The organism is Flavimobilis soli (assembly GCF_002564025.1).
Classification (GTDB): Bacteria; Actinomycetota; Actinomycetes; order Actinomycetales; family Cellulomonadaceae; genus Flavimobilis; species Flavimobilis soli.
In genome coordinates this window covers 1,445,116-1,469,832 of record NZ_PDJH01000001.1, presented here as the reverse complement: position 1 = coordinate 1,469,832, position 24,717 = coordinate 1,445,116, and the positions used below count along the sequence as shown (strand labels likewise).

24 protein-coding genes and 1 tRNA gene are annotated in these 24,717 nt (G+C 70.5%); 13 read left to right on the top strand and 12 right to left on the bottom strand.

What is annotated here, in order from left to right:
• The first annotated feature begins 2 nt into the window (after nt 1-2).
• The 6 genes from recR (at nt 3) to ATL41_RS06690 (ending at nt 4,847) form a co-directional block, all read left to right on the top strand.
• Nucleotides 3-602, top strand: a complete 600-nt coding sequence (gene recR, locus ATL41_RS06715; protein ID WP_098457788.1) for a recombination mediator RecR — start codon at nt 3-5, stop codon at nt 600-602.
• The gene (locus ATL41_RS06710) at nt 595-1,209 is read left to right on the top strand and encodes a DUF5063 domain-containing protein (RefSeq protein ID WP_098457787.1); all 615 of its coding nucleotides are present in this window, start codon (nt 595-597) and stop codon (nt 1,207-1,209) included. The genes recR and ATL41_RS06710 overlap by 8 nt, the downstream gene beginning before the upstream one ends.
• A gap of 17 nt (nt 1,210-1,226) precedes the next feature.
• The gene (locus tag ATL41_RS06705; protein WP_098457786.1) at nt 1,227-2,000 is read left to right on the top strand and encodes a sulfite exporter TauE/SafE family protein; all 774 of its coding nucleotides are present in this window, start codon (nt 1,227-1,229) and stop codon (nt 1,998-2,000) included.
• A gap of 117 nt (nt 2,001-2,117) precedes the next feature.
• Entirely contained in the window at nt 2,118-2,303 is a 186-nt protein-coding gene (locus ATL41_RS06700; protein ID WP_098457785.1) for an antitoxin, read from the top strand.
• 180 nt (nt 2,304-2,483) lie between these two features.
• Entirely contained in the window at nt 2,484-3,767 is a 1,284-nt protein-coding gene (locus tag ATL41_RS06695; RefSeq protein ID WP_098457784.1) for an aspartate kinase, read from the top strand.
• A 3-nt stretch (nt 3,768-3,770) separates the two neighbouring features.
• The gene (locus ATL41_RS06690; protein WP_098457783.1) at nt 3,771-4,847 is read left to right on the top strand and encodes an aspartate-semialdehyde dehydrogenase; all 1,077 of its coding nucleotides are present in this window, start codon (nt 3,771-3,773) and stop codon (nt 4,845-4,847) included.
• A 180-nt stretch (nt 4,848-5,027) separates the two neighbouring features.
• Here ATL41_RS06690 and ATL41_RS06685 read toward each other — a convergent pair whose 3' ends face one another.
• The 5 genes from ATL41_RS06685 to nrdD all read right to left on the bottom strand — a co-directional run bounded on the left by ATL41_RS06685 (nt 5,028) and on the right by nrdD (nt 10,413).
• Nucleotides 5,028-6,023 carry an LLM class flavin-dependent oxidoreductase gene (locus ATL41_RS06685; protein WP_098457782.1) on the bottom strand — a complete coding sequence of 332 codons (996 nt, stop codon included), beginning with the start codon at nt 6,021-6,023 and terminating at the stop codon, nt 5,028-5,030.
• Nucleotides 6,024-6,072: 49 nt separating this feature from the next.
• Nucleotides 6,073-6,666: a DinB family protein gene (locus ATL41_RS06680; RefSeq protein ID WP_098457781.1), complete on the bottom strand. Its 594-nt coding sequence runs from the start codon at nt 6,664-6,666 to the stop codon at nt 6,073-6,075.
• 82 nt (nt 6,667-6,748) lie between these two features.
• A complete protein-coding gene (locus ATL41_RS06675; RefSeq protein WP_098457780.1) occupies nt 6,749-7,459 on the bottom strand; it encodes a DUF6318 family protein in 711 nt (236 codons plus the stop codon).
• 118 nt (nt 7,460-7,577) lie between these two features.
• Nucleotides 7,578-8,192, bottom strand: coding sequence for an anaerobic ribonucleoside-triphosphate reductase activating protein (gene nrdG / locus ATL41_RS06670; protein ID WP_098457779.1), 615 nt, complete (start codon nt 8,190-8,192; stop codon nt 7,578-7,580).
• Nucleotides 8,182-10,413, bottom strand: a complete 2,232-nt coding sequence (nrdD, locus tag ATL41_RS06665) for an anaerobic ribonucleoside-triphosphate reductase (protein WP_098457778.1) — start codon at nt 10,411-10,413, stop codon at nt 8,182-8,184. The genes nrdG and nrdD overlap by 11 nt, the downstream gene beginning before the upstream one ends.
• A 316-nt stretch (nt 10,414-10,729) precedes the next feature.
• Here nrdD and ATL41_RS06660 point away from each other — a divergent pair, with 316 nt between their 5' ends.
• From ATL41_RS06660 to ATL41_RS06645, 4 genes are all read left to right on the top strand, one after another.
• Nucleotides 10,730-11,854 carry a carboxypeptidase-like regulatory domain-containing protein gene (locus tag ATL41_RS06660; RefSeq protein WP_098457777.1) on the top strand — a complete coding sequence of 375 codons (1,125 nt, stop codon included), beginning with the start codon at nt 10,730-10,732 and terminating at the stop codon, nt 11,852-11,854.
• A gap of 289 nt (nt 11,855-12,143) precedes the next feature.
• Nucleotides 12,144-13,226 carry a 3-deoxy-7-phosphoheptulonate synthase gene (locus tag ATL41_RS06655; RefSeq protein WP_098457776.1) on the top strand — a complete coding sequence of 361 codons (1,083 nt, stop codon included), beginning with the start codon at nt 12,144-12,146 and terminating at the stop codon, nt 13,224-13,226.
• 143 nt (nt 13,227-13,369) lie between these two features.
• Nucleotides 13,370-14,566, top strand: a complete 1,197-nt coding sequence (locus tag ATL41_RS06650) for a carboxypeptidase-like regulatory domain-containing protein (protein WP_098457775.1) — start codon at nt 13,370-13,372, stop codon at nt 14,564-14,566.
• A gap of 61 nt (nt 14,567-14,627) precedes the next feature.
• Nucleotides 14,628-16,127, top strand: a complete 1,500-nt coding sequence (locus ATL41_RS06645) for a carboxypeptidase-like regulatory domain-containing protein (protein WP_098457774.1) — start codon at nt 14,628-14,630, stop codon at nt 16,125-16,127.
• 38 nt (nt 16,128-16,165) lie between these two features.
• On the opposite strand, the gene ATL41_RS06640 is transcribed toward ATL41_RS06645, so the two are convergent.
• The 5 genes from ATL41_RS06640 to ATL41_RS06620 form a co-directional block, all read right to left on the bottom strand.
• On the bottom strand, nt 16,166-17,821 hold the full coding sequence (locus tag ATL41_RS06640) for a SulP family inorganic anion transporter (RefSeq protein ID WP_098457773.1): 1,656 nt from the start codon (nt 17,819-17,821) through the stop codon (nt 16,166-16,168).
• Nucleotides 17,818-18,213 carry an ArsR/SmtB family transcription factor gene (locus tag ATL41_RS06635; protein ID WP_098457772.1) on the bottom strand — a complete coding sequence of 132 codons (396 nt, stop codon included), beginning with the start codon at nt 18,211-18,213 and terminating at the stop codon, nt 17,818-17,820. The genes ATL41_RS06640 and ATL41_RS06635 overlap by 4 nt, the downstream gene beginning before the upstream one ends.
• A gap of 125 nt (nt 18,214-18,338) precedes the next feature.
• Nucleotides 18,339-18,415: transfer RNA gene (locus tag ATL41_RS06630), tRNA-Pro, on the bottom strand.
• Nucleotides 18,416-18,515: 100 nt separating this feature from the next.
• On the bottom strand, nt 18,516-19,445 hold the full coding sequence (locus ATL41_RS06625) for a metallophosphoesterase (RefSeq protein WP_098457771.1): 930 nt from the start codon (nt 19,443-19,445) through the stop codon (nt 18,516-18,518).
• 1 nt (nt 19,446) lies between these two features.
• Entirely contained in the window at nt 19,447-21,882 is a 2,436-nt protein-coding gene (locus tag ATL41_RS06620) for a transglycosylase domain-containing protein (protein WP_098457770.1), read from the bottom strand.
• A 141-nt stretch (nt 21,883-22,023) separates the two neighbouring features.
• Between ATL41_RS06620 and sp36 the strand changes: the two genes are divergently transcribed.
• Both sp36 and ATL41_RS06610 read left to right on the top strand, forming a co-directional pair.
• The gene (sp36, locus tag ATL41_RS06615; RefSeq protein WP_098457769.1) at nt 22,024-22,191 is read left to right on the top strand and encodes a Sp36 family protein; all 168 of its coding nucleotides are present in this window, start codon (nt 22,024-22,026) and stop codon (nt 22,189-22,191) included.
• Nucleotides 22,188-22,661 carry a RidA family protein gene (locus ATL41_RS06610; RefSeq protein ID WP_098457768.1) on the top strand — a complete coding sequence of 158 codons (474 nt, stop codon included), beginning with the start codon at nt 22,188-22,190 and terminating at the stop codon, nt 22,659-22,661. Before sp36 ends, ATL41_RS06610 begins: the two co-directional genes overlap by 4 nt.
• 68 nt (nt 22,662-22,729) lie before the next feature.
• Here ATL41_RS06610 and ATL41_RS06605 read toward each other — a convergent pair whose 3' ends face one another.
• Entirely contained in the window at nt 22,730-23,407 is a 678-nt protein-coding gene (locus ATL41_RS06605) for a Crp/Fnr family transcriptional regulator (protein WP_098457767.1), read from the bottom strand.
• Between the two features lie 74 nt (nt 23,408-23,481).
• The gene (locus ATL41_RS06600) at nt 23,482-23,877 is read right to left on the bottom strand and encodes a hypothetical protein (RefSeq protein WP_098457766.1); all 396 of its coding nucleotides are present in this window, start codon (nt 23,875-23,877) and stop codon (nt 23,482-23,484) included.
• Between the two features lie 110 nt (nt 23,878-23,987).
• Between ATL41_RS06600 and nth the strand changes: the two genes are divergently transcribed.
• Nucleotides 23,988-24,716 carry an endonuclease III gene (gene nth, locus ATL41_RS06595; protein WP_245854668.1) on the top strand — a complete coding sequence of 243 codons (729 nt, stop codon included), beginning with the start codon at nt 23,988-23,990 and terminating at the stop codon, nt 24,714-24,716.
• The last annotated feature ends 1 nt before the right edge of the window (nt 24,717 follow it).

The window sequence follows — 24,717 nt, the reverse complement described above, 5'->3', positions numbered from 1 at the left end:
ACGTGTACGAAGGCGCAGTCCAAGACCTGATCGACGAGCTCGGCCGTCTCCCCGGCGTCGGGCCCAAGAGCGCGCAGCGCATCGCGTTCCACCTGCTCGCAGCCGACACGGAGGACGTGCACCGTCTCGTCGACGCGCTCACCGAGGTCAAGAACAAGGTCCGCTTCTGCGAGGTGTGCGGCAACGTCGCCGAGGAGGACCGCTGCCAGGTGTGCCGCGACCCCCGCCGCTCCACGACCGTCATCTGCGTCGTCGAAGAGCCCAAGGACGTCGTCGCGATCGAGCGCACCCGCGAGTTCCGCGGGACGTACCACGTGCTCGGCGGGGCCATCAACCCGATCGACAACATCGGTCCCGACAACCTGCGCATCAAGGAGCTCCTGACGCGCCTGGCCGACGGCACCGTCGCCGAGGTCATCCTCGCCATGGACCCCAACGTCGAGGGGGAGGCGACCGCCACCTACCTCTCCCGCCTCCTCGTCCCCATGGGGCTGCGCGTCACGAGGCTCGCCTCCGGCCTGCCCGTCGGGGGAGACTTGGAGTACGCCGACGAGGTCACCCTCGGCCGGGCGTTCGAAGGACGGAGAGTCGTTCATGGCTGAGCACACGGCCGCAACCGCGACCAACCCGACGAGCCTCGCGGAGGTCGCCGACGCCTTCGCCACCCAGGCCAGCCGCTTCCTCGAGACGAGCACCCAGGTCGCCTCCGGCGCCGCACCCGAGGCAGCGATCCCGCTGCTGCTCCTCGCGACGACCGACATCCTCGCGGCGGGCGCACGCCTCGGCGCGATGGTCGACGTCGTCCCCGACGAGCGCTTCGAGCCCGACTCCGGCCCCGACACCGACGTCGAGCCGCTCCGCGTCGCGCTCGCCCGCGTCCTCGACGGCCTCGACGCCTACCCCGAGGTCGTCGACCCCGTCCTGGGTGGCGAGACCGGCGACGCGAGCGTCTCCGACGACATCGCCGACATCGCCGCGGCCCTCCTGCAGGGGCTCGCCCACCACGAGGCCGGCCACGTCGTCGAAGCCCTGTGGTGGTGGCAGTTCTCCGCGCTCTCGAGCTGGGCCGAGCGCGCCGCCTCGGCCGCGCGCGTGCTGCAGATGATCCTCGCGCACCTGCGCCTCGACGTGGACGACGACGTCGCCGCCGAGGCCGAGTACGAGGCTCTCCAGGCCGGGGTCGAGGACCCGGCCGACGCCGCGCGCTGACCCGCGCGGCCTGACGCATGGACATCCCCGGCACCACGATCCTGCTGCTCGTCCTCGCCGGGTTCACCGCCGGCTGGATCGACGCCGTCGTCGGTGGCGGCGGGCTCGTCCAGCTCCCTGCGCTCCTGCTCGTCCCCGGCATCAGCCCCGTCCAGGCGCTCGCGACCAACAAGCTCGCCGGGATCATGGGCACGTCCGTCTCGGCGATCACCTACTACCGGCGCGTCGGCCCCGACCTGCGCACCGCGCTGCCCATGGCTCTCGCGGCCCTCGGTGGGGCGGTCGGCGGAGCGGCGCTGGCCTCGCGCATCCCCGCCGAGCTGTTCACGCCGATCATCCTCGTCGTGCTCGTCGGCGTCGCGGCGTACACCCTGCTCAAGCCGCAGCTCGGGGCCACCTCCGAGCTGCGCTGGGAGGGAACGGCCACCCACCGCTGGACCGCCGCAGGCCTCGGGCTCGTCATCGGCGCCTACGACGGGCTGCTCGGCCCCGGCACCGGTACCTTCCTGGTCATCAGCCTCGTGAGCGTGCTCGGCTACGCCTTCCTCCCCGCGTCGGCGCTCGCCAAGATCGTCAACTTCGCGACCAACGCGGGCGCCCTCATCTTCTTCGTCCCGTACGGCGCCGTGCTGTGGGGGCTCGGGCTCACGGTCGGCGCCGCCAACCTTGTCGGCGGCTACATCGGCGCGCGCATGGCCGTCACCAAGGGCTCGAGGTTCGTCCGGATCGTGTTCGTGCTCGTCGTCGGCGCGCTCATCGTCCGCCTCGGCTGGCAGGTCATCACTACGTGACCACGGCCACGCCGAGACGGGACGTGCACACCCTGGCGACGCCGTCGAGCGGGGTCTAGCGTGAGCAACGGATGCGCGGACGGGCTGCGTCGGCGCGCTCGAGGAAAGGAGACACGCATGGGACTCGGTGACTTGGTCGGCAAGGCGAAGGACGCCCTCGAGCAGCACGGGGACAAGGTCTCCGACGGCCTCGAGAAGGCGGGCGACTTCATCAAGAGCAAGACTCCCGACAACATCGACGGTCACGTCGACAAGGCCGTGGACTCCGCTCAGGACCACATCGCCAAGCAGCAGAAGAACTGATCCACGCACGCTGACCACGCGACGCCGCGTCCTCCCGCCGAAGGAGGCCGCGGCGTCGTCGCGTCCGCATGCCGAAGGGCCGTCGCAGCCCGCGACGCCGCGTGGCTATGATCGCCACGACTCACACAACACCTGGTGGACGTTTAGATCGACGGGACCAGTGACGGAAAAGAGCAACGTATGGCACTCATCGTGCAGAAGTACGGCGGCTCGTCAGTCTCGGATGCGGAGAGCATCAAGAGGGTGGCGAAGCGGATCGCCGAGTCCAAGAGAGCCGGGAACGACGTGGTCGTCGTGGTCTCGGCCATGGGAGACACGACGGACGAGCTCCTCGATCTCGCCCAGCAGGTCACACCAGCGCCCCCGCAGCGAGAGCTCGACATCCTCCTGACGGCAGGCGAGCGCATCTCGATGTCGCTGCTCGCGATGGCGATCAACAACCTCGGCATCAAGGCGAAGTCGTTCACGGGCCAGCAGGCCGGCGTCATCACCGACGCCGTGCACGGCAAGGCGCACATCGTCGACGTCGTCCCGTCGCGAGTCCGCGAGACGATCGAGAAGGGCGCGGTCGCGATCGTCGCCGGCTTCCAGGGCGTCACGCGCGACACGAACGACGTCACGACCCTCGGCCGCGGCGGCTCCGACACGACGGCCGTCGCCCTCGCGGCAGGCCTCGGCGCCGACGTCTGCGAGATCTACTCCGACGTCGACGGCGTGTTCACCGCAGACCCGCGGATCGTCCCCGCCGCCCGCAAGGTCGAGCGCCTCACCTACGAGGAGATGCTCGAGATGGCGGCGAGCGGCGCGAAGATCCTGCACCTGCGCTGCGTCGAGTACGGGCGTCGCTACGACGTCCCGATCCACGTGCGGTCCTCCTTCTCCGGCAAGGAGGGCACCCTCGTGACCAACCGACCCCTGACCGCCGAGAACGGCGAGGAGCTCCCGATGGAAGACCCGATCATCACCGGCGTGGCCCACGACCGGTCCGAGGCCAAGATCACCGTCGTCGGCGTGCCCGACGTCCCCGGCACCGCAGCGCGCATCTTCGAGGTCGTCGCGACCGCCGGCGCGAACATCGACATGATCGTCCAGAACGTGTCGGCCGCCCAGACCGGCCTGACCGACATCTCGTTCACGCTGCCCGAGGGCGACGTTCCCGGCACGCTCGCGGCGCTCAAGGCTGCGCAGGACGAGCTCAAGTACGACTCGCTCCAGTTCGACGACCAGGTCGGCAAGCTCTCCCTCGTCGGTGCGGGCATGAAGTCCAGCCCAGGCGTCTCCGCGAAGCTGTTCGGCGCGCTGCGCGACGCCGGCATCAACATCGAGATGATCTCCACCTCGGAGATCCGCATCTCGGTCGTCACCCGCGAGGACTCCCTCGACGACGCGGTGCGCGCCGTCCACACGGCCTTCGGGCTCGACGGCGAGACGGAAGCGGTCGTCTACGCAGGAACGGGGCGCTGACCCATGGCTGAGAACCTCACCGTCGCCGTCGTCGGCGCGACCGGGCAGGTCGGCGCGGTCATGCGCCGTCTGCTCGACGAGCGCGGCTTCCCGGTCGGGACGATCCGCTACTTCGCGTCCGCGCGCTCTGCCGGCAAGGTGCTGCCCTGGAAGGGGCAGGACGTCGTCGTCGAGGACGTGGCGACCGCTGACCTCTCGGGGATCGACATCGCGATCTTCTCCGCCGGTGGCGGGACGTCGAAGGAGCACGCGCCCCGCTTCGCGGCGGCCGGCGCCGTCGTCATCGACAACTCGTCCGCGTGGCGCCTCGACCCGGACGTGCCGCTCGTCGTGTCCGAGGTGAACCCCGAGACCGTCGTCGAGGCGCGCAAGGGCATCATCGCGAACCCGAACTGCACGACGATGGCCGCCATGCCGGTCCTCAAGCCGCTCGCCGACGAGGCTGGCCTCGAGCGCCTCATCGTGTCGACCTACCAGGCCGTCTCCGGCTCTGGCCTGGCCGGGGCGACCGAGCTCGCCGACCAGGTGCGCGCCGCTGTCGCCGGCGACGTCCCGCTCGAGGCGCTTGTCACGGACGGGTCCGCAGTCACGCTGCCGGAGCCGAACAAGTACGTGCGCAACATCGCGTTCAACGTCGTCGCCATCGCTGGATCGATCGTCGACGACGGCTCGCTCGAGACGGACGAGGAGCAGAAGCTCCGCAACGAGTCCCGGAAGATCCTCGGTCTGCCCGAGCTCGCGGTCGCCGGAACGTGTGTCCGCGTCCCGGTGTTCTCGGGGCACTCGCTCGTCGTCAACGCCGAGTTCAGCGAGCCGCTGTCGCCCGAGCGCGCCACGGAGCTGCTGTCCGGGGCGCCGGGTGTCGAGGTGACCGATGTGCCGAACCCGCTGCAGGCGGCCGGCGCCGACCCGTCGTTCGTGGGGCGCATCCGGGTGGACCAGTCGGTCCCCGGCGGGCGTGGGCTCGCGCTGTTCATCAGCAACGACAACCTCCGTAAGGGCGCCGCGCTCAACGCGGTGCAGGTCGCTGAGGTCGTCGCGGAGCGTCTCGACGAGGTGCGCGCCGCGTTCACGGGCTGACCCCCTCGCCGGTCCTCACAGATCGCCCGGGTGCACACGTGAGGTGTGCGCCCGGGCGATCTGTCGTTCCGGGTCTGCCCTCGGCTTCGACGCATCGCTCGCCTGCACGCGTCAGGTGTGCAGCCGGGCGATCTGTCGGATCCGGCGCCGCCGCGCGCTCCCGGAGGAGCGCCGTCCCGCTCAGCGGTGTGCGGCGGCGAGCAGCTCGACGGACCTGAGGCGCGCGTCGACGGCGATCGACGAGTGGGCGACGATCACCTCGTCGGCGCCCGCCCGCTCCGCGAAGGCGGAGATGTACTCGGAGACCTCGGCGCCGGTGCCCACGCCCGTGTAGTGGGTCATGGACGCGACCTGGGCACCGACCGGCGAGTCGAGCAGCATGTCGAGCTCGTCGTCGGTGAACGTGCGGTCGAGAGGGACCTGCCCGCTCTGGCGCAGGAGCATGAGCACGCGCGCACGCTTGACCTGGGTGAGCTGCTCGAGTGCGTCGTCGTGGTCGTCGGACGCGATCGCGTTGACGCCGGCGATGACGTACGGCTCCGCGAGCTGGTCGGACGGCTGGAACTCACGCCGGTAGGTCGCGACGGCGTCGAGCAGGGCCCCCGGGGCGAAGTGCGAGGCGAACGCGTACGGCAGGCCGAGAGTCGCGGCGAGGTGCGCCCCGAAGAGGGACGAGCCGAGGATGTAGAGCGGCACGTGGGACCCGGCGCCGGGGGTGGCGCTGACGCCCGGGACGCGGGAGTGTCCGGCGAGGTACGCCTGGAGCTCGACGACGTCCTGCGGGAAGCGGTCGGACGCGGCGGGGTCACGGCGCAGCGCGCGGAACGTGGAGTGGTCGCCGCCAGGAGCGCGACCGAGTCCGAGGTCGATGCGGCCCGGGTGCAGGGCCTCGAGGGTGCCGAACTGCTCCGCGATGACGAGGGGCGAGTGGTTGGGCAGCATGATCCCGCCGGCACCGAGACGGATGGTCGACGTCTGCGAGGCGACGTGAGCGATGAGCACGGACGTGGCGCTCGACGCGATCGTCGGCATGTTGTGGTGCTCGGCGTACCAGACGCGCTCGTAGCCGCTCTTCTCGGCCTGCTGGGCGAGAGCGACGGAGGCTGCGAAGCTGTCGGACGCCGTCTCGCCGGGGGCGATCGGGGCAAGGTCGAGGATCGAGAGGGTGACAGGCATGGACGGTGTAACCGTCGCAGGGCGCGGGGTGTTCCAAGAGCTCGGGACCTCAGCGCTCGCCGCCCCTGGTCGAGGCCCGGGCTGCCGCCTCGATCCGCGCGCGGTGGGCTGCCCACTCCTGCGGTGTGCGCCGGGTGAGGTTCACGTCCCCGGGGCCCATCCCGGCGGCACCGTCGATCAGCTCGCGGACGATGTCTGCGTGGCCCGCGTGCCGCGCGGTCTCCGCGAGCACGTGCACGAGCACCCGGCCGAGCGTCACCTCCCGCCGCTCCGGCTCCCACCACGGCACGATCCCAGGAGCGTCGAGCGGCAGCGCCTCGATCGTCGCGTCGCTGTGCGCCGCGTACGCGTGGTGCAGCTCGACGACGTCGGCAACCGTCTGATCCTCGGGCAGCCAGAAGTCGGCGTCGGGTTCCGCATCGTCGTCGTCGAACCAGGGCAGCGGGCGGGGGAAGGGACGCCCGAACACCTCGCCGAAGTACCCGACCTCGACGCCCGCGACATGCTTGACGATCCCGGCGAGGTTGGTGCCCCTCGGCGTCATCGGGCGGCGGGCGTCGTGCTCGGAGAGCCCGTCCAGCTTGGCCAGCAGGTTCGAGCGACGGACTTTCAGATACTCGTGCAGATGATCCTCGAGGTCCATCACCCCATCATCAGCACGACGCGCGCGCAGCGCGAGAGGACAAGGCCGGGGTGCTCCGGCGGGACCGCCGAGGAGGCCCGCCTCACGGGCCCTGCTGCGCTCCCGATGCTCCGGACGACGTGACCTCGGAGACGAGCCATCGTTCGTCCTGCCAGACGAGCCCGAGGAACACGTGGTCGGAGAACCCGGCCATCATCATGTTGACCCCGTCGGGGCTGTCGTACGCGACCGTGTCCACGACCAGGTCCATCCGCCAGCCCTGCGCGTCGGTGTCAGCACGGCCCGCTCGCCTGACCGACGTGGCGTGGATGTCGCCGCCGGAGCCGGTGGCGCCGTCGGCGGTGTAGAGCTCCGCGAGGGTGGCGATCTCGATGCAGTACGCACAGTCGTCGGCCGAGATGTCCCGGAGCGGCTCTGTGTCGCCCTCGAGGTAGGCCAGGCGCCAGGCGTCGAGGAAGTGCTGGACCACCGGGAGCGTCCCGGCGATGTCGGGGTTGAACGCCTCGGGCGGCAACGGGAGCGTCGCGGTCCCGGCAACCGCCTCGGAGCCGGGCTGGGCGTCGGGTGCGGTGCCCTCGGAGGCCTCGGCGGGCGGCGGGGCGGTTGGAGCTTCGGACGGCCTAGGCGCCTCTGTGGGACGGGCGAGCAGCTCGTCGACGCCGGGGAGAGACGTCGTGCGGGACGTGTCGGGGCTTGCGGTCGGGGGCGGGGTGCAGGCCCCGGCGGCGAGGATCGTGAGGACGGCGGCGACCGCGGAGGCGAGCGCGGATCGGGAAGCAGGTGGACGTCGCATGGACGCGACCGTACGGAGCCGGCAGGCACGGGAGCTCGGCGCGATCGAGCGATGTGGTTGCCCACGAGCTCCGGGGGCCCTGTGGGCAGCAGGGTCGCGCGTCGCTCCCTCGCTGGGCCTAGACGAGCGAGCGGCGGTCTACCTGCTCGAACGTCGCCGTCGCGTCCCGCAGCCCGTCCCACGCGACCGCGCGGCCCGCCGCGAGCGACGCGCGCGCGTCGAGGACGCGCTGGTTGCGCGACCCGCGGAAGGCGAGCGTGAGGTCGCGCTGCGCGACGTCGAACCTGCCGTCGACGAGCACGTCCACCTCGGCGAGGAGCTCAGCCTTGTCGTCGTGACCGGCGTCGGCCCATGCGCACAGCTCCTCGAACGTGTAGCCGCTCCACGCCCACACGTCCTTCGCGCGGCCGTGCGCCGCACGCAGCCGCCGCACGACGGCGAGGCACACGCCCGTGTTGAGGAACGGCTCGCCGCCGAGCAGGGTCAGGCCCTGCACGGCCTCGTGCGCGAGGTCCGCGGCGATGCGGTCGGCGAGCGCGTCGTCGAACACCTGCCCGTACCGGAACGACCACGCCGCCTCGTTGAAGCAGCCCTCGCACGCGAACGGGCAGCCGCTCACGTACAGCGAGCAGCGCACGCCCTCGCCGTCGACCATGACGAACGGCTTGTAGTCAGCGACGCGCCCCTGGCTGAGGCGGTCGGACCTCCAGTCCGGGAGCGGCTCACGCGCCATCGGGAAGCGAGCCCGTGCTGCCCGCCATGTGCTTGACGCGCGAGGAGATCTCGATGTGCCGGCCGCGCACCATGGGCCGCTGCTGCGGGTTGCCGAGGTAGCCGCAGGTGCGCTTGACGACGTCGCACGTGCGTGGGTCGTCGTTGCCGCACTGCGGGCACGCGAAGCCGCGCGCCGTCGGGGTGAAGTCGCCGTGGAAGTCGCACTCGAGGCAATGGTCGATCGGCGTGTTCGTGCCGAGATAGCCGACGCGGTCGTACGCGTAGTCCCACACGGCCTCGAGGGCCTTGGGGTTCTGCTGCAGCACGGGGTACTCGCAGTAGTGGATGAACCCGCCCGACGTGAGCGGTGCGTAGACCTTCTCGAAGTCGAGCTTCTCGAACGGCGTCGGGTTCTTGCGGACGTCGTAGTGGAACGAGTTCGTGTAGTAGCCCTTGTCGGTGATGTCGGCGACATCGCCGAACTTCTTGCGGTCGAGCCGCGCGAAGCGGTCGGTGAGGCTCTCGCTCGGCGTCGCGTAGACGGAGAACTGGTAGCCGTGCTCGGCGGTCCAGGCCTTCGCGTGGTCGGCGAGCGTGCGCAGGACCTTGAGCGTGAACTCCTTTGCCTCGGGATCGGATTCCCAGTCGCCTCCGAAGAACGCGGCGGCGGCCTCGTAGAGGCCGATGTAGCCGAGCGACACGGTCGCGCGGCCGCCGCGGAAGAGCTGGTCGACGTCGTCGTCCGGGGCGAGACGCTGACCGAACGCGCCGTGGCGGTACAGGATCGGCGCGTTCGCGGGCACCGCCTCCTTGCACCGTTCGACCCGGTAGACGAGCGCGTCGTGGACGATGTCGAGGCGCTGCTCGAGCAGCGCCCAGAACGCGTCGAGGTCCCCGCGCGTCTCGAGCGCGATGCGCGGCACGTTGAGCGTCACGACGCCGAGGTTCATGCGGCCCTCGACGACGTCGCGCCCCTCGGCGTCGCGCCAGCCCTGCAGGAAGGAACGGCAGCCCATCGGGACCTTGAACGAGCCGGTGAGCTCGACGATCTTGTCGTAGCTGAGGACGTCCGGGTACATGCGCTTCGTCGCGCACTCGACGGCGAGCTGCTTGATGTCGTAGCTCGGGTCGCCCGGATCGAGGTTCACGCCGCGGCGCAGCGTGAAGATGAGCTTCGGGAAGATCGCCGTACGGCGCTCCTTGCCGAGCCCGAGGATGCGCACCTCGAGGATCGCGCGCTGGATCTCGCGGGCGAACCAGCTCGTGCCGAGGCCGAAGCCGACGGACGTGAACGGCGTCTGCCCGTTGGACGTGAACAGGGTGTTGATCTCGTACTCGAGCGACTGCATCGAGTCGTAGATGTCCTTGCGGGTCTTCTCGCGGGCGTACTCGTCGCGGCGGGAGGCGTCCTCGATCCAGCGCTCGGCGTCGGCCAGGTGCTTGTCGAAGTTGCGCTCCGCGTACGGAGCGAGGAGCTCGTCGATGCGGTTGACGGAGCAGCCGCCGTACTGGCTCGAGGAGACGTTCGCGATGATCTGCGTGATCTGGGCGGTCGCCGTCTGGATGGAGCGCGGCGGGGAGACCTGCGCGTTGCCGATGCGGAAACCCTCGGAGAGCATCGCGCGGAAGTCGATGAGGCAGCAGTTCGTCATCGGCGCGTAGGGGTGGTAGTCGAGGTCGTGGTAGTGGATGTCGCCCTTGGTGTGCGCGTTGGCGACGTGCGAGGGGAGCATCCGCAGCCCGATGGCCTTGCCGACGGCGCCGGCGGTGAGGTCACGCTGCGTATTGAAGACGTCGGCGTCCTTGTTGGCGTTCTCGTGGACGACGGTCGTGTCCTTGCCGATGAGCTGGCCGATGGAGTGGTTGACGTCGACCGACTGGGAGCGGGCGAGGTCGCGCTGCACGCGGTAGTCGATGTAGACCTTCGCGACGTCGTACTCGTGCGAGGAGAGCAGCGTGTGCTCGACGACGTTCTGGATCTCGTAGATCTGCACCTCGCCGGTGTAGCGGGTGCGGAGCTCGGCGAGCGTGCGCTCGACGAGGTCGGTGATCGTCAGGTCGTGCAGCGGGCTGACCTCGCCGTGCACCTCGACGAACGCCTTGGTGATCGCGGCGCGGATGCGCGACGAGTCGAAGGGCAGGGTGCGGCCGTCGCGCTTGCGGACCGTCAGGGCGGGAGGCGCGTCGTCGGGCGCGAGGTGTGCCGTTGCGTTCTCGGTGCCGTCCGCGATGATGGTCATCTCTTGTCCGCCTCAGTCCCTGTAGCCACTACATCTTGTGCTTACCTTCGTGTAAGTAGACTAGATGTAGTGGTTCGGATGGGATGGGACTTTCGGCCCAAGTAGCAACGGGGCGCAGGTCCGGAGCGCGTCCCGCTGGGGCTGTCTCGCAGCGCGCTGTCCCGGTACGGTCGAGGATGGACGACTTCGTCCGTCGACAGCAGGGGGAATCATGCTGAGGAAGCTCATCGCTGCAGGTATCGGCGTAGCCGTCGCGTTGGCAGGCTTGGGTGCCGCTGCGCCGGCTCAGGCAGGCTTCGCGGCGGTAGAGCGAGACGTGGCGCGTGTCGCGCCTGGCGTCGCGAGCGCGAAGGATCCTGTTGCGTCGATCTCGGGACGGCTCGTCGACGCCGCCGGAGAGCCGCTGCGCGGGATCGAGGTCACTGCCCAAGGGGTGGGCCACGGCGGCTACGGCACCGACCGCACGGGCAAGAGCGGAGCGTTCGCCATCGCGTTGAAGCGCAGCGGGACCTTCGAGCTGTGGTTCGAAGGCCGGCCGCCCCACACGACCGGCCAGAGGTTCGTCACCACCGTCAAGGTCACGGTGGGCAAGGGCAAGCGCGCGAAGCTGGGGACGGTCAGGCTCAAGCATCCTGCGGGCTTCGGCTCGTCGAGCATCAAGCTCACGACGACGGGTGTGTACAGCCACGAGGAAGACCGGCTGTACGTCCACCTCAAGGACGCTCGTGGTCAGTACGTCGCCAGCACCGCGCTCTACGACGACATCGACAAGAAGCTCTCGCACACGTTCACCAACGTCGCAGCAGGCCGGTACCGCATCGAGGTGCCGGCGACCGGGCAGTCGGTCGTCGTGAACGTCGGCAAGGGCAAGACCGCGACCAAGAGCCTCGCGGTCGCGCGTCCCGCCGACGGCGGTGACCTCCGCATCAGGTTGAAGGGTGCCGCCACGAAGGTGTGGCAGGTCAAGCTGACCGACGCCAAGGGCCGCGTCGTCCGCGTCCTGGACTCCACGCAGATCGAGGATCTCCCGCCGGGCAGCTACACCGTGACCGGCAGCTCTGGTTCGAACCAGTTCGGCGCCAAGGCGAAGATCCGCGCCGGCCGCACCACGACCGTCACCCTCAGCCCCGACGGCGGGATCGTGAAAGGCGTGCTCAGGGCAGGATCGAAGGGATACCCGGGCAAGGTCATCCTGAAGAAGGTCGGGTCCTCCACGCGCTACGAGGCCAGGGTGAGCGACGACGGCAGCTACCGGATCGCCTACGTCGAGCCCGGTCGCTACCGGGTGATCGGCAGGGACGCCTCCTCCTGGACGGGGACGAAGTTCACGATCGGCGGCTACGCGGACGCCTACTACGGCGGCACGTCGCTGAGGTCCTCGCGCATTATCACCGTGAAGAAGGGCAAGACGACGCGCTTGAGCTCCCTCGTCTTCCGCTGACGCCGACGGGAGGCGATGCCAGCGATGAGATGGCCTGTTCGCTCCCTGGGACGCTGTGCTAGCCTCCCCGACATGAACAACCGTTGGTATTGGCGCTTTACGCTGGCTCCTGGTGGGGCCGAGCGGGCTGCTGCCTGACCAACATCCACCCGGAGCCAGCACAGGGCTGAGACGCGAGACGTCTCGGCCCTTCGTCGTTCAGACGGGCCGACTCCGCGAGCGGGACGGCCGCCGAGGCTCCGTCTGAGCAGGCCGCACCTGACCAGACCCAAGGAATCGGAGCCCGACCATGACCGCCACCGCACCTCTCGCGGCCCCCAGCACCAGCGACCTTCGCGTCCGCGAGCTCGCACCGCTGCCCACCCCCGCGGAGATGCTCGCCGACCTGCCCCTGAGCGGCGCGAACGCCGACCTCGTGGCGCGCTCGCGCGACGAGGTCCGCGCAGTGCTCAGCGGCATCGACGACCGGCTGCTCGTCGTCGTCGGGCCGTGCTCGGTGCACGACGCCGACGCGGCACTCGACTACGCGCGTCGCCTCGCGGCCCTCGTGCCCGAGCTCGCCGAGGACCTGTGCGTGGTCATGCGCGTGTACTTCGAGAAGCCCCGCACGACGGTTGGCTGGAAGGGCCTCATCAACGACCCCGGCCTCGACGGGACGCACGACATCCAGCGCGGCCTGCGCCTCGCTCGCGAGGTCCTGCTCGGCGTGCTCGACGAGGGCGTGCCGGCAGCCTGCGAGTTCCTCGAGCCGACGAGCCCGCAGTTCATCGCCGACGCCGTCTCGTGGGGCGCGATCGGCGCCCGGAACGCCGAGTCGCAGGTGCACCGCCAGCTCGCGTCCGGACTGTCCATGCCGGTCGGCTTCAAGAACGCGACGGACGGCGACGTCCAGATCGCCGTCGACGGCTGCATCACCGCCGCGGCCGAGCACACGTTCTTCGGGATCGACTCCGCCGGCCGCGCTGCGGCCGTAGCGACGGCCGGCAACCCTGACTGCCACGTCATCCTCCGCGGCGGCCGCGGCGGACCCAACTACGACGACGCGTCCGTCGCCGCGGCGCTCGACGTCGTGACGGCTGCGGGCCTCGAGCCGCGCCTCATGATCGACGCGTCGCACGGCAACTCTGGCAAGTCGCACGTCCGCCAGGCCGAGGTCGTCCGCGAGATCGGCGCCTCGATCGCAGCAGGCAACGCGGGCATCGCCGGGATCATGATGGAGAGCTTCATCGTCGCGGGTGCGCAGAAGCCCGCGCCGAGCGGCCTGACCTACGGCCAGTCCGTCACCGACGCGTGCATCGACTGGGAGACGACGGCGACGCTCCTGCGCGAGCTCGCCGCGGACGTCCGCGCACGCCGCGGCAGCAACGCCTGACGCCACTCGCACGGAAGGTCCCGGAGGCCTGGCCGAGGTCTTCACACCTCGGCCACCTCCGGGCCCTGCCGCAGGTCAGCCCTTCGCGGTACGTTGCTCGAAACGTTGTCGAGCTGCAGGGGGCTGTCGTGTTCAGACGTGTCATGGTGTTCGTGGTCAGCGGGGCGCTCGCGCTCACGGGGGCGTCAGCCGGGCTGACACCCGCTCAGGCTGCTCACGTCAGCGCAGCCGCGCAGGAGAGCGCGGTCTCGACGATCGTCGGCAAGGTCGTCGGCCGAGACGGCGACCCGATCCCGGACGTGACCGTGTGGGCCACCCGCACGAACGACGCATCGACCGCCGCGAGCGGTGCCGACGGACGGTTCGAGATCGAGGTTGCCCGCGAGGGCAGCTACGCGCTGTCCTTCGACGCGCCCGACGTCGGCGGGGGCATCACGTACGACCTCAGCCTGAAGACCCCGCGCGTCGCGGCGGGGGCTCGCACGGACGTGGGCACGGTCAAGCTCGTACCTCCGGCGAGCTGGGGCACGTCCCACATCGAGGTCAAGATCTCCAACCTCCGAGCGGTCGGTTCTGGGGAGGAAGATCCTGCGTACATCTACCTCAAGAACAACCGTGGGGACTACGTCAAGGTCGACAGCGTCTACCAGGACATCGACACCAAGAGGACCGCCTACTTCCGGGACATCGCCCCCGGCCGCTACCGCGTCGTCGTGCCCGCCACCGGGCAGTCCCTCGTCATCACTGTCGGCAAGGGCGAGACCGCGAAGCGGACCTTGAAGCTCAAGAAGCCCGCGAAGCGCGGGAACCTGGTGGTCAAGACGGCCCGTGGGCTGCGCGTCGAGACCTTCGTCGTGAGCAACGCAGCAGGGCTGGACATCAGCGGCCAGTACGCGAGCGAGTCCCACCCGGTCCGTGACCTGCCCGTCGGCACGTACACGGTGACCGCACACCGCGCGTCAGGCGACGTCGTCACGAAGGTGAAGGTACGTGCCGGAAGGACGACCACGGCGGTCCTCCCGCTCCGCTTCGGCGGTGCCGTCAAGGTCAAGGTCAAGGCCCCCTCGGCAGCGCACTCCCCCCTGGTGATCCTCAAGGGCGTCGGGACGGCGAAGCGTTACGAGTTCCGGGTGTCCGAGAAGACTGGAGAGCTCGTCGGGCGCCGTATCGCGCCCGGCCGGTACCGCGTGATCGTCCGCGACGTCGACGAGGCTGGCCGCAAGTTCACGCGCGGCGGAGCCAAGGACGCCTACTACAAGGGCAAGACGCTCAAGAAGTCGACGATCATCACGGTGAAGAGGGGCAAGACGACGAAGCTGTCGACTATCACGATGAAGTGACGATCGCGGTCGGGCCTCCGGGCCCGACCGCTTCCAACCAGACAGAGAGCAGGGGAAACTCATGATCAGACGTGTCATGGCGGGGGCTGTCGGTGCGGCGCTGGCGCTGACCGGGGCCGTCGCAGGGGCGGTGCCGGCGCAGGCCGCGACACCCAGCCTCGTCGACGCGCAGGTGCTGACTCAGGACGAGGCAGCCGCACAGACGATCTCGGGACGCGTCGCGATCGGCTCGAACCCGGTGGCAGGCGTCGGCGTCAGGGCCTACGAGGCGGTCGAGGGTGGCTACGCCTACGGGCCCGCCGCGACCAGGACGGACAGCGACGGTCGGTACACCCTCGCCGTCGACCCGGGGATGTACATCATCAAGGTCGCGAAGGGGACCGCAGGCCAGGAAGCGACGAAGACCTCCTACTCCGGCGGCGTGACCTCCATGAGCAGGGCCAAGCCCGTCACCGTCGCCGCCGGCGCCCACGTCGTCGAGAACATCACGCCGGTGCGGGTGGTCCCGGCGGCGAGAATCAGCGGCCGGCTCGTCGACAAGGCTGGCAACCCGGTGCGCGGCGTGCGCGTCGACGCGACGGCCGTCATCGGCACCGACGCTGCGAGGTGGACGACTGACGCGGACGGCCGGTTCACGCTCGGCGTCAAGGGCAAGGATGCGTACGAGCTCACGTTCGGGCGCGGCTACACCACCACCATCAAGACCAAGGCCGTGCGCAAGGGCAAGAACCTCGATCTCGGCAAGGTGGCGATCCAGCGCGCTGGCACCTCGACCGTCCAGGTCTCCTTCTCCGGCGTCATGGGCGAGGACAACCACACCACCCCGGTCCACCTGAAGGACTCCCGCGGCGCATACATCGCCGAGAACCAGGTGTGGGACGACCCGGGGTCGCGCGACGCCGTCTTCCGCTACCTCGCCGCCGGCACGTACGAGGTCTACGTCCCGGCGACCCGGCAGTCGGTCAAGGTCACCGTCGGTGCCGGGGAGAAGGCGACGACGAGCCTGACGCTCAAGAAGCCCGCGAAGGCCGGGACCGTCAAGGTGGTGATCGGCCGCTTCCTGAAGGACCAGAGCTTCCTGGACGTCGAGCTGTGGAGCTCTTCGGGTCCGCGTGTCGCGCGTGCCGACGGGTGGAAGTTCGCCGACGTGCCCACGGGAACCTACACGCTGCGTCTGGCAGCGGCCGATCGTGAGTACGTCCGCAAGGTCAAGGTCCAGGCCGGACGCACGACGACGGTCGCCGTCCGCCCCGCGGGCGGCCAGGTGTCGGGGAAGGTCAGGGCTGGCGGCAAGGGCTACCCCGGCACGGTGATCCTCAAGGGCGTCGGCACCAAGGCTCGGTACGAGCGCCGCGCCGACGACTCGGGGCGCTTCGTGATGGGCGAGATCGCACCGGGACGCTACCGCGTCATCGTTCGGGACCTCACGCACCAGGGGGACCGGTTCACCACCGGCGGCTACCGGGACGCCTACTACAAGGGCAAGACGCTCAAGAAGTCGAAGGTCATCACCGTGAAGAAGGGCAAGACGACGAAGCTGTCGTCCATCACTGTGAAGTAGTCCGGGCCCGTCCCGTGGCGAGGGCTCGGCGCGCTGTCCTAGCGCGCTGAGCCCTCGCGTGCGACATGGCTGCGGGCGTGCGCGACGGCGAGGTCGAGGGACTCGAACAGGTGCTCCTCGTGGCGGAGGTTGTCGAGCACACCCACCCGGGTCAGCATCTGCAGGTGCCGCGGCTGGATGCCCTTCACCAGCACCGTGACACCCGAGCGTTCGAGGTCCGCGACGAGCTCGGCGAGCGCGTTGGCGCCCGTCGCGTCGATCATCCGCAGCTGCGAGAGCCGCAGCACCACGACGTGCGCGTCATGGTCCGAGCGCACCTTCTCGGCGATGCGCTCGGCGGCGCCGAAGAACAGGGCGCCGTCGAACCGGAACAGGGCGATGTGCTCGTCCCCCGGCTGTGCAGGTCCTGGGAGCGGCTCGCGGTCGACGGAGGACGCCTTCGCGACGCTCCGCAGGGTCAGGAACGCGGCGACGACCAGGCCGACCTGCACGGCGTCGATCAGGTCGACGGCGATCGTCACTGCGGCGGTCACCACCAGCACGAGTGCGCTGCCGCGCGTCGTCGTCAGGACCGCGCGGGAGGCGGGCACGTTGACCATGCGTACCGCCGTGACCATGAGGACCCCGGCGAGCGCGCTCAGCGGGATGCGCGCGACCGGCCCGGTCGCGAGGTAGATGACCCCAAGAATGACGAGCCCGTGCACGACGGCGGCCGTGCGGGTGCGCGCTCCTGCTCGTACGTTCACGGCGGTGCGGGCGATCGCGCCGGTCGCGGGCATGCCGCCGAACAGGCCCGAGGCGAGCGACGCGAGGCCCTGGCCGACCAGCTCGCGGTCCGGGTCGTAGCGACGTGCGTCGTCGGGCAGGTCGCTCGGCATCGCCGAGGCGACGCGCGCCGAGAGCAGCGACTCGATCGCGGCGAGCGCCGCGACGGCGAGGGCCGGTCCGGCGAGGTCGCGCAGCAGCCCCAGCGACAGGTCGGGGGCGGACGGCGCCGGGAGCCCGTCGGGCAGCGCCCCGATGCGTGCGAGCGGGGCGTCGAGCAGCTCAGCGGCGACGGTGACGACGACGACCGCGACGAGCGACGCCGGTAGACCGGGGGCGACGCGAGGGAGGAGCAGCATGATCGCCGCGACGACCGCGACCCCGCCGAGGCTCCACGCGACCGCAGACCCGGCGTCGCTCACCGCGCGCACCGCGGTGACGAGCGGGTTGCCGCCCACGGGCGCGTCGACGTCGACCGCTGCGGGCACCTGCTGCAGGAAGATGATCGCGGCGATGCCGAGCGTGAAGCCCTCGACGACGGGCCAGGGGATGAACGCGACCGCGCGGCCGAGGCGCGCGCCCCCGGCGACGAGGACGATCGCGCCCGCGAGGACGGCGACGATCGGCACGGAGGCCGCGCCGTGCGCGGCGACGAGAGGCGCAAGGACGACGGCCATCGCGCCCGTCGGCCCGGACACCTGGACCCGGGAGCCGCCGAACACCGCGGCGACGATCCCCGCGACGACCGCGGTGACGAGGCCCGCGGCGGGCCCGACGCCCGAGCTGACACCGAACGCGAGCGCGAGCGGCAGCGCGACGACACCGACCGTGATGCCGGCGAGGAGGTCGGCGCGGAACGTCGCGGGCCGCAGGTCGAGGTCGTCGCGCGAGGGGAGGAGGTCGCGCATCGAGCGCAGGTAGTCGGTCATCGTTCGTCCGGGCCGGTGGTGCGGGGCTGGTGGGGAAGGGCGGGGAGGTCGTCCGCGGCGGCGAGCTGCGAGGCGTTGCGGTCGAGGCGGTTGCGCAGCATGGCGCGCGCGACGACGAGCAGCTCCGCGACGAGCGGTTCCGTCAGCTCGTACGTCACGGCGTTGCCCTCGCGCGACGACGAGACGATCCCCGCGCTCTTGAGGGACGCGAGGTGCTGAGAGAGGGGCGACGCGTCGACGCCGGTGACGGCGAGCAGGGTGGCGACCGTCGCGCGGTGGTCGAGCGCGGCGCTCAGCACCTCGAGGCACTGGATGCGGGTGGGGTGGGCCAAGCACTTGAACAGCTCGGCCTTGATGGCATAGAGCGGCGCGGTCGCGTCGGACGTGGGCATGAGACCTCCTCGGTTGAGTATTTTAGCAATTGCTCAAACCGCTGAGCGCACCAAGGTCCCATGGCCTGGGCGTGCACCGGGCAAAGCAAGAGGCCCCCCGCTCGTTGAGCGGAGGGCCTCTCGGCTGGTCGGGGTGACAGGATTTGAACCTGCGACCTCTTCGTCCCGAACGAAGCGCGCTACCAAGCTGCGCCACACCCCGAGGTCGTGCGACTGCCCCCGAGGTGGTCACCTCGAAAACGGCCTCGCTCAGGATAGCGGACCGGGGGCTAGTTCACGAAACCGGCGCCGTTCCGCGGTCCTCAGCGGGCCGTGAGCGTCAAGAGCGTCGCAGACGGACGGCACGCGAAGCGCACAGGCGTGTACGGCGACGTGCCGAGGCCACCCGAGACGTGCAGCCACGTCGAGCCGTGACCGCCGAACTCGTCCGGCCGTGCGCCCGGCCAGCCGTGCAGCCCCTGCGCACGCCCCCGGTCGAGGTCGCAGTTCGTCACGAGCGCGCCGAATCCCGGCACGCAGAGCTGCCCGCCGTGCGTGTGCCCCGCGATGATGAGCTCCGCACCGTCGTCGTGCAGCGCATCGAGCGCGCGCACGTAGGGCGCGTGCACGACGCCGAGCCGCAGGTCGGCGTCCGCCGTCGCCGGGTCGGGCGCCGGCATCTCGTCGCGGTCGATGTGCGGGTCGTCCATGCCGACGAGAGCGACATCGAGCCCGCCGATCGTCGCGCGCGCCCGGTTGTTGTCGAGGTCGATCCACCCCGCCTCGGAGAGTGCTGCCGCGAGCTTTCGGACCGGCAGGTCTGGCTCGCGGGTCACGCGCGGCGAGCGCGCGTCGGGCAGGAGGTAGCGTGCCGGGTTCTTGGCGTGCGGGGAGAAGTAGTCGTTCGACCCCATGACGAACGCACCGGGGAACGCCATGAGCGGCTCGAGCGCGTGCAGCAGGTGCGGCAGCACCTCGCGGTGCGCCATGTTGTCGCCCGTGTCGACCACGAAGTCGGGCTCGAGGTCGGCGAGCGCGCGCACCCACTCGATCTTCCGGGTCTGCGTCGGCGTGAGGTGCAGGTCAGACAGGTGCAGGACTGTCAGGTCGCGCGAGCCGGCCGGGAGGACCGGCACGGTGACGCGGCGGAGCGTGAACATCTCCGCCTCGCACCGTGCGTACGCAAGGCCGGCTGCACCGGCGAGCAGGCCCGCGCCGACGACGCGGCGCAGGGCGCGAGGGACAGCCCCCACGTCAGTCTCTGCCCTGTGAACCGCGGTTCTGCTTACGGTCGTCCTTCTTGGGTTCCTTCTTCTTGTCGTCCTTCTTGTCGTCTTCCTTCTTGGGCGGCTCAGGCTGCCCGTTGGAGACGTAGATGGTGACGAGCGTGCCCTTCGTCGCGGTGCCCGACGGCGAGGTGTACGCGACCGCACCGGCCGGCGCGCTCGAGTAGACCTGCCCGGGGCGGACCGTCACGGAGAAGCCGGCCTCCTCGAGGGCCTTCTTCGCGGCGTCGACCGACTGGCCCCATACGCGCGGGACCGGCACCTTCTCACCGTGCAGCACCTTGGTGCTGACCTTCGGGAAGTCCTTGTTCGGCTCGCCGGCGAGCGCCTTGTCCATGAACCGCTTCCAGGTCGGGGCGGCGATCGTGGAGCCGTAGACGATGGGGCGACGGATCCCGTTGATGTAGATGTTCTGCATCGAGATGTTGCGGTCGGGGTGGCCGACCCACACGGCGGTCGAGAGCTGCGGCGTGTAGCCGACGAACCACGTGTGGTAGCTCGCCTGGGCCGTACCGGTCTTGCCGGCCGCGGTACGCCCGGAGAGGCGCGACGCAGCGGCACCGCCGCCCTCGAGGACACCCTTGAGCGCGTGGTTCACACCCGCAGCGACGGACGAGTCGATGACGGTGCGGCAGTTCGCGGACGGGACCTCGAGCTCCTTGCCGTCGGCGTCGAGGACCGACGTGATCGCGATCGGCTCGCAGTACTTGCCGCCCGACGCGAACGTCGCGTACGCGGACGCCATCGCGAGCGGGGACGTGTTCTGGATGCCGAGGACCATCGACGGCTCGACCTGGACGCCGTCGGCGTTCGTCGAGCTGTCGGGCGCCTCGGAGAGCGACGGACGGAAACCGACGAGGTACGCCATGTCGGCGACCTTGCAGAGGTCGAGCTGGTTCTCCATCGCGACGTACGCGGTGTTGATCGAGAACGCGGTCGCCTGCATGACCGACTTCATGCCGCTGCCCGCGCCGTCGGAGTTGCGCGGCTTGTACTCGCCGCGGCCGGCCCCGAAGTTGTCGATGCAGCTCGCGGTCCACGAGTCGCCCTTCCACGCCGTGGAGCTCGCGTTGACCATCTGGTTGAGCGAGTGGCCCGAGCGCAGCCACTCGGCGAGCACGAACGGCTTGAAGGACGAGCCCGGCTGGAAGCCGCGGGACCCGCCGTGCGCCTGGTCGGCCGAGTAGTTGACGGTCGTCTGGCCGGGCTTGATGTCGTCCGCGTTGGCGACGAACTTGCGGTTCTGCGCCATGACGAGGATCTCGCCCGTGCCGGGCTCGACCGCGGTGAGCGCGGTCGCGATGCCCGAGGGGTCCTTTGCGGGGATCGACGCGCGCAGCTCCTTGTTCGCGGCCTTCTGCGCCTTCGAGTCGAGCGTCGTGCGGATCGTGAGCCCGCCGCGCGTCAGCAGGTTGTACCGGTCGGTCTTCGTCTCGCCGAAGACCGGGTCGCTCAGGATGACCTTGGTGACGTAGTCGCAGAAGTACGCGGCGCCGCCAGCGCCCTCGCAGCTGTTCTCGACGGGCGTGATGTCGAGGATGTCCTCGAGCTTCGTGGCGCGCGCCTCGTCGAGCTCCGCCTTGGTGATGTACCCCTGCTGGAACATGTTGTTGAGCACGAGGTTGCGGCGGAGCGTCGCGTTCTTGGGGTTGAGCGCCGGGTCGTACTTCGTGGGGGCCTTCGTGATGCCCGCGATCGTGGCGGCCTCGGTGATGTTGAGGTCCTTCGCGGACTTGTTGAAGTAGTACCGGGCGGCGCTCTCGACGCCGTACACCGACGAGCCGAACTGTGCGATGTTGAGGTAGCGCTCGAGGATCTCGAGCTTCGACATCTTCTTCTCGATCGCGATCGCGAGCTTCGCCTCGCGCAGCTTGCGCTCGAGGGTGTCGTCGCGCGCTGCCTCGACGGCGAGCTTGTCGCCTGCGCGGGACGCCTCCTCGATGAGGACGTTCTTCACGTACTGCTGCGTGAGCGTCGACGCGCCCTGCCGGTTGTTCGACGCGAGGTTGACGACGACGGCGCGCGCCATGCCCTCGACGTCGACGCCGCCGTGGCCGAAGAAGCGCTTGTCCTCGATCGCGACCATCGCGTTCTGCATCGGCAGCGAGATCTCGTCGAGCGGCACGACGACGCGGTTCTGGATGTAGAACGTCGCGAGCAGCTTGCCGTCGCGGTCGACGATCGTCGACTTCTGCGACAGCGGCCCGGGGACCAGCTCGTCGGGCAGGGACTCGAAGACCTCGGCGGTCTCGTCGGTGACCGTGCTCGCGCCCGCCGCGAGGGGCAGCACGAGACCCGCGGTGAGCACCCCGCCGACGCCGGCGAGGAGGAGGAACGTGACCAGCAGCGCGAGGGCCTGGAAGACGTTGACCTGACGGGTCGAGCGGGTACGAGGATGAGGCATGGAACCAGGGTAGTCGGACCTCCTGAGGGGGCCTCGGCGGGGGTGTGCAGGTTGTGTGAGTGTCACGCCCGCCGGTCACATGCGGCGCGATGAGCGGCACCCCACTGCCCGCTCCGGCGGGCACGCACTACGCTCGGGCACATGGCAACCACGTGGGAGTACGCAACCGTTCCGCTTCTGATCCACGCCACCAAGGCGATCCTCGACCAGTGGGGCTCGGACGGGTGGGAGCTCGTCCAGGTCGTCCCTGGTCCCGAGGGCTCGACGAACCTCGTGGCGTACCTCAAGCGTCCGACGGGCGAGAAGTGAGCGGTCGCGTCGCCGCGCGCCTCGCGGAGCTCGGCATCACCCTTCCCGACGTCGCGGCGCCCGTCGCGGCGTACGTCCCGGCCGTGCAGTCGGGCATCCACGTCCTGACGTCGGGCCAGCTGCCGTTCGTCGACGGTGCGCTGCCCGCCACGGGCAAGGTCGGCACGGGGCCCGACGACGTCAGCCCCGAGCGCGCCGCGGAGCTCGCTCGGGTCGCCGCGCTCAACGCGGTCGCGGCCGTCCGCAGCCTCGTCGGCGACCTCGACTCGGTCGTCCGCGTCGTCAAGGTCGTCGGGTTCGTCGCGAGCCAGCCCGACTTCACCGGGCAGCCTGGCGTCATCAACGGCGCGAGCACGGTCCTCGGTGAGATCTTCGGCGACGCGGGCGTGCACGCGCGCTCGGCCGTCGGCGTCGCGGTGCTGCCGCTCGACTCGCCCGTCGAGGTCGAGATCATGGTCGAGGTCGGCTGACCGTCCTTCAGCACGACGATGCCCCCGTGACGCCGCGCGTCACGGGGGCATCGCTGCATCTGGGCCCGTCAGCGGGCGCGGCGCTCCAGGCGCGGGATGTCGAGGAGGACGACGGCGCGACCCTCGCGGCGCACCCAGCCGCGGGCGGCGAAGTCGGCGAGCGCCTTGTTCACGGTCTCGCGTGAGGCGCCGACGAGCTGGGCCAGCTCCTCCTGCGTGAGGTCGTGAGCGACCCGGATGCCCTCGTCGGTCTTCTGGCCGAAGCGGGTCGACAGGTCGAGGAGCGCCTTGGCGACGCGACCGGGCACGTCGGAGAAGACGAGGTCAGCGAGGTTCTCGTTCGTCCGGCGCAGGCGTCGTGCGAGCGCACCGAGCAGGAACTTCGACATCCCCGGGTGGGTCTGCAGCCAGGCGACCAGCTCGGAGTGCGACAGCTCCTGGAGGGTCGTGTCCGCGACCGCGCTCGCCGTCAGCGTGCGGGGCCCCGGGTCGAACAGGGACAGCTCGCCGAACATCTCGCCCGGGCCGAGGATCGCCATGAGGTTCTCCCGGCCGTCCGACGAGCGCCGACCCAGCTTGATCTTCCCCTCGGAGATGATGAACAGCCGGTCACCGCGCTCGCCCTCGTTGAACAGCACGTCACCGCGCGTGAGACGCACCGTGGTCATCGATGCGAGCAGGGGGCGGGCTTCCTCGGGGTCGAGGCCGGCGAAGAGCGGGGCTGCAAGGACCACTGAGTCGTCCACGTGTCGTTTCCTTTGTCGATCCGGTCCCGAAGGTTCCCTCACATTGTGCACCAGATCACGCTGTGAGCACCGGATTACAGACCCGCGCGCTCCTCGGAGAGCTCCTGCGACAGCAGCTCGACGAGCACGGACGTCACGCGCTCGAGCTCGGAACGGGCCTGCGCGCCGTACGCGGCGAGGTGACGGTCGATGTCGCGCAGCTCGGGCAGGTCGAGGACGGCCGACGCCGAGCCGGAGCCGCGCACGAGCTGCGCCATGCGCACGTGGTCGGGCAGGAGGGCGCCGGGGCCGAGGACGTCCCAGGCGTCGACGCCGAGCCGGTCGGGCAGGAGGGCGCCCGCGACGGACAGGTCGATGCGGGCCTTGATGAGACGGCGCCAGTGCTGCACGCGGTTCACCTCGGAGCGCAGCGCCCGACGCTTCAGGCGGAGGTCGTCGAGAGTCGCAGCCGTGCCGGTCTGCGTGGTCATGCCGCTCCTTCCGCCCCGCGGTCTTCGTCGTCGCGCCGTTGACGCTGCCGACAGGTAGATCGGCGTCCTGCGCGCGGACCTTGAGCCTGAGCGCACCCTAGGCTGGGCGCGTGCCCAGGATCGATGCTCCCGCCGCGCCGCGAACGGTCGCAGGGGAGACCCCGCTCGCCCTGCTGCGGCGCGCCCGTCGGACCAACCGTGCGCTCGCCGTCGCGCACCCTGACGCGCACTGCGAGCTCGACTTCACGACGCCGCTCGAGCTGCTGGTCGCGACCGTGCTGTCGGCGCAGACGACGGACGTCCGCGTGAACCAGGTGACCCCCGTGCTGTTCGCGAGGTACCCCTCGGCCGCCGACTACGCGGCGGCCGACGTCGAGGACATCGAGCAGATCATCCGCCCGACGGGCTTCTTCCGGGCGAAGGCGAAGTCGCTCGTCGGGCTCGGCCGGGCGCTCGTCGAGCGGCACGACGGCGAGGTGCCCGCGGACCTGGACGCGCTCGTCGCGCTCCCGGGCGTGGGGCGCAAGACGGCGAACGTCGTGCTGGGCGATGCGTTCGGCGTGCCGGGGCTGACGGTCGACACGCACTTCGGCAGGCTCGTCCGCCGGCTCGGCTGGACGACCGAAGAAGACCCGGTCAAGGTCGAGACGGCGGTGGGCGAGCTCATCGAGAAGCGCGAGTGGACGCTGCTCTCGCACCGGCTGATCTTCCACGGACGCCGCGTGTGCCACTCCCGCCGTCCGGCGTGCGGGGCGTGCGCGATCGCGCAGCTCTGCCCGTCCGCTGGCATCGGCGAGACGGACCCCGCCGCGGCCGCAGCGCTCGTCAGGCCCTACTGAC

What these genes read in the sequence shown, in the direction of transcription:
- ATL41_RS06710 (WP_098457787.1), top strand. Translation starts at nt 595, where the DNA reads ATGGCTGAGCACACGGCCGCAACCGCGACCAACCCGACGAGCCTCGCG.
- ATL41_RS06705 (WP_098457786.1), top strand. Translation starts at nt 1,227, where the DNA reads ATGGACATCCCCGGCACCACGATCCTGCTGCTCGTCCTCGCCGGGTTC.
- ATL41_RS06700 (WP_098457785.1), top strand. Translation starts at nt 2,118, where the DNA reads ATGGGACTCGGTGACTTGGTCGGCAAGGCGAAGGACGCCCTCGAGCAG.
- ATL41_RS06695 (WP_098457784.1), top strand. Translation starts at nt 2,484, where the DNA reads ATGGCACTCATCGTGCAGAAGTACGGCGGCTCGTCAGTCTCGGATGCG.
- ATL41_RS06690 (WP_098457783.1), top strand. Translation starts at nt 3,771, where the DNA reads ATGGCTGAGAACCTCACCGTCGCCGTCGTCGGCGCGACCGGGCAGGTC.
- ATL41_RS06685 (WP_098457782.1), bottom strand. Translation starts at nt 6,023, where the DNA reads ATGCCTGTCACCCTCTCGATCCTCGACCTTGCCCCGATCGCCCCCGGC.
- ATL41_RS06680 (WP_098457781.1), bottom strand. Translation starts at nt 6,666, where the DNA reads ATGGACCTCGAGGATCATCTGCACGAGTATCTGAAAGTCCGTCGCTCG.
- ATL41_RS06675 (WP_098457780.1), bottom strand. Translation starts at nt 7,459, where the DNA reads ATGCGACGTCCACCTGCTTCCCGATCCGCGCTCGCCTCCGCGGTCGCC.
- nrdG (WP_098457779.1), bottom strand. Translation starts at nt 8,192, where the DNA reads ATGGCGCGTGAGCCGCTCCCGGACTGGAGGTCCGACCGCCTCAGCCAG.
- nrdD (WP_098457778.1), bottom strand. Translation starts at nt 10,413, where the DNA reads ATGACCATCATCGCGGACGGCACCGAGAACGCAACGGCACACCTCGCG.
- ATL41_RS06655 (WP_098457776.1), top strand. Translation starts at nt 12,144, where the DNA reads ATGACCGCCACCGCACCTCTCGCGGCCCCCAGCACCAGCGACCTTCGC.
- ATL41_RS06650 (WP_098457775.1), top strand. Translation starts at nt 13,370, where the DNA reads ATGGTGTTCGTGGTCAGCGGGGCGCTCGCGCTCACGGGGGCGTCAGCC.
- ATL41_RS06645 (WP_098457774.1), top strand. Translation starts at nt 14,628, where the DNA reads ATGATCAGACGTGTCATGGCGGGGGCTGTCGGTGCGGCGCTGGCGCTG.
- ATL41_RS06640 (WP_098457773.1), bottom strand. Translation starts at nt 17,821, where the DNA reads ATGACCGACTACCTGCGCTCGATGCGCGACCTCCTCCCCTCGCGCGAC.
- ATL41_RS06635 (WP_098457772.1), bottom strand. Translation starts at nt 18,213, where the DNA reads ATGCCCACGTCCGACGCGACCGCGCCGCTCTATGCCATCAAGGCCGAG.
- ATL41_RS06620 (WP_098457770.1), bottom strand. Translation starts at nt 21,882, where the DNA reads ATGCCTCATCCTCGTACCCGCTCGACCCGTCAGGTCAACGTCTTCCAG.
- sp36 (WP_098457769.1), top strand. Translation starts at nt 22,024, where the DNA reads ATGGCAACCACGTGGGAGTACGCAACCGTTCCGCTTCTGATCCACGCC.
- ATL41_RS06600 (WP_098457766.1), bottom strand. Translation starts at nt 23,877, where the DNA reads ATGACCACGCAGACCGGCACGGCTGCGACTCTCGACGACCTCCGCCTG.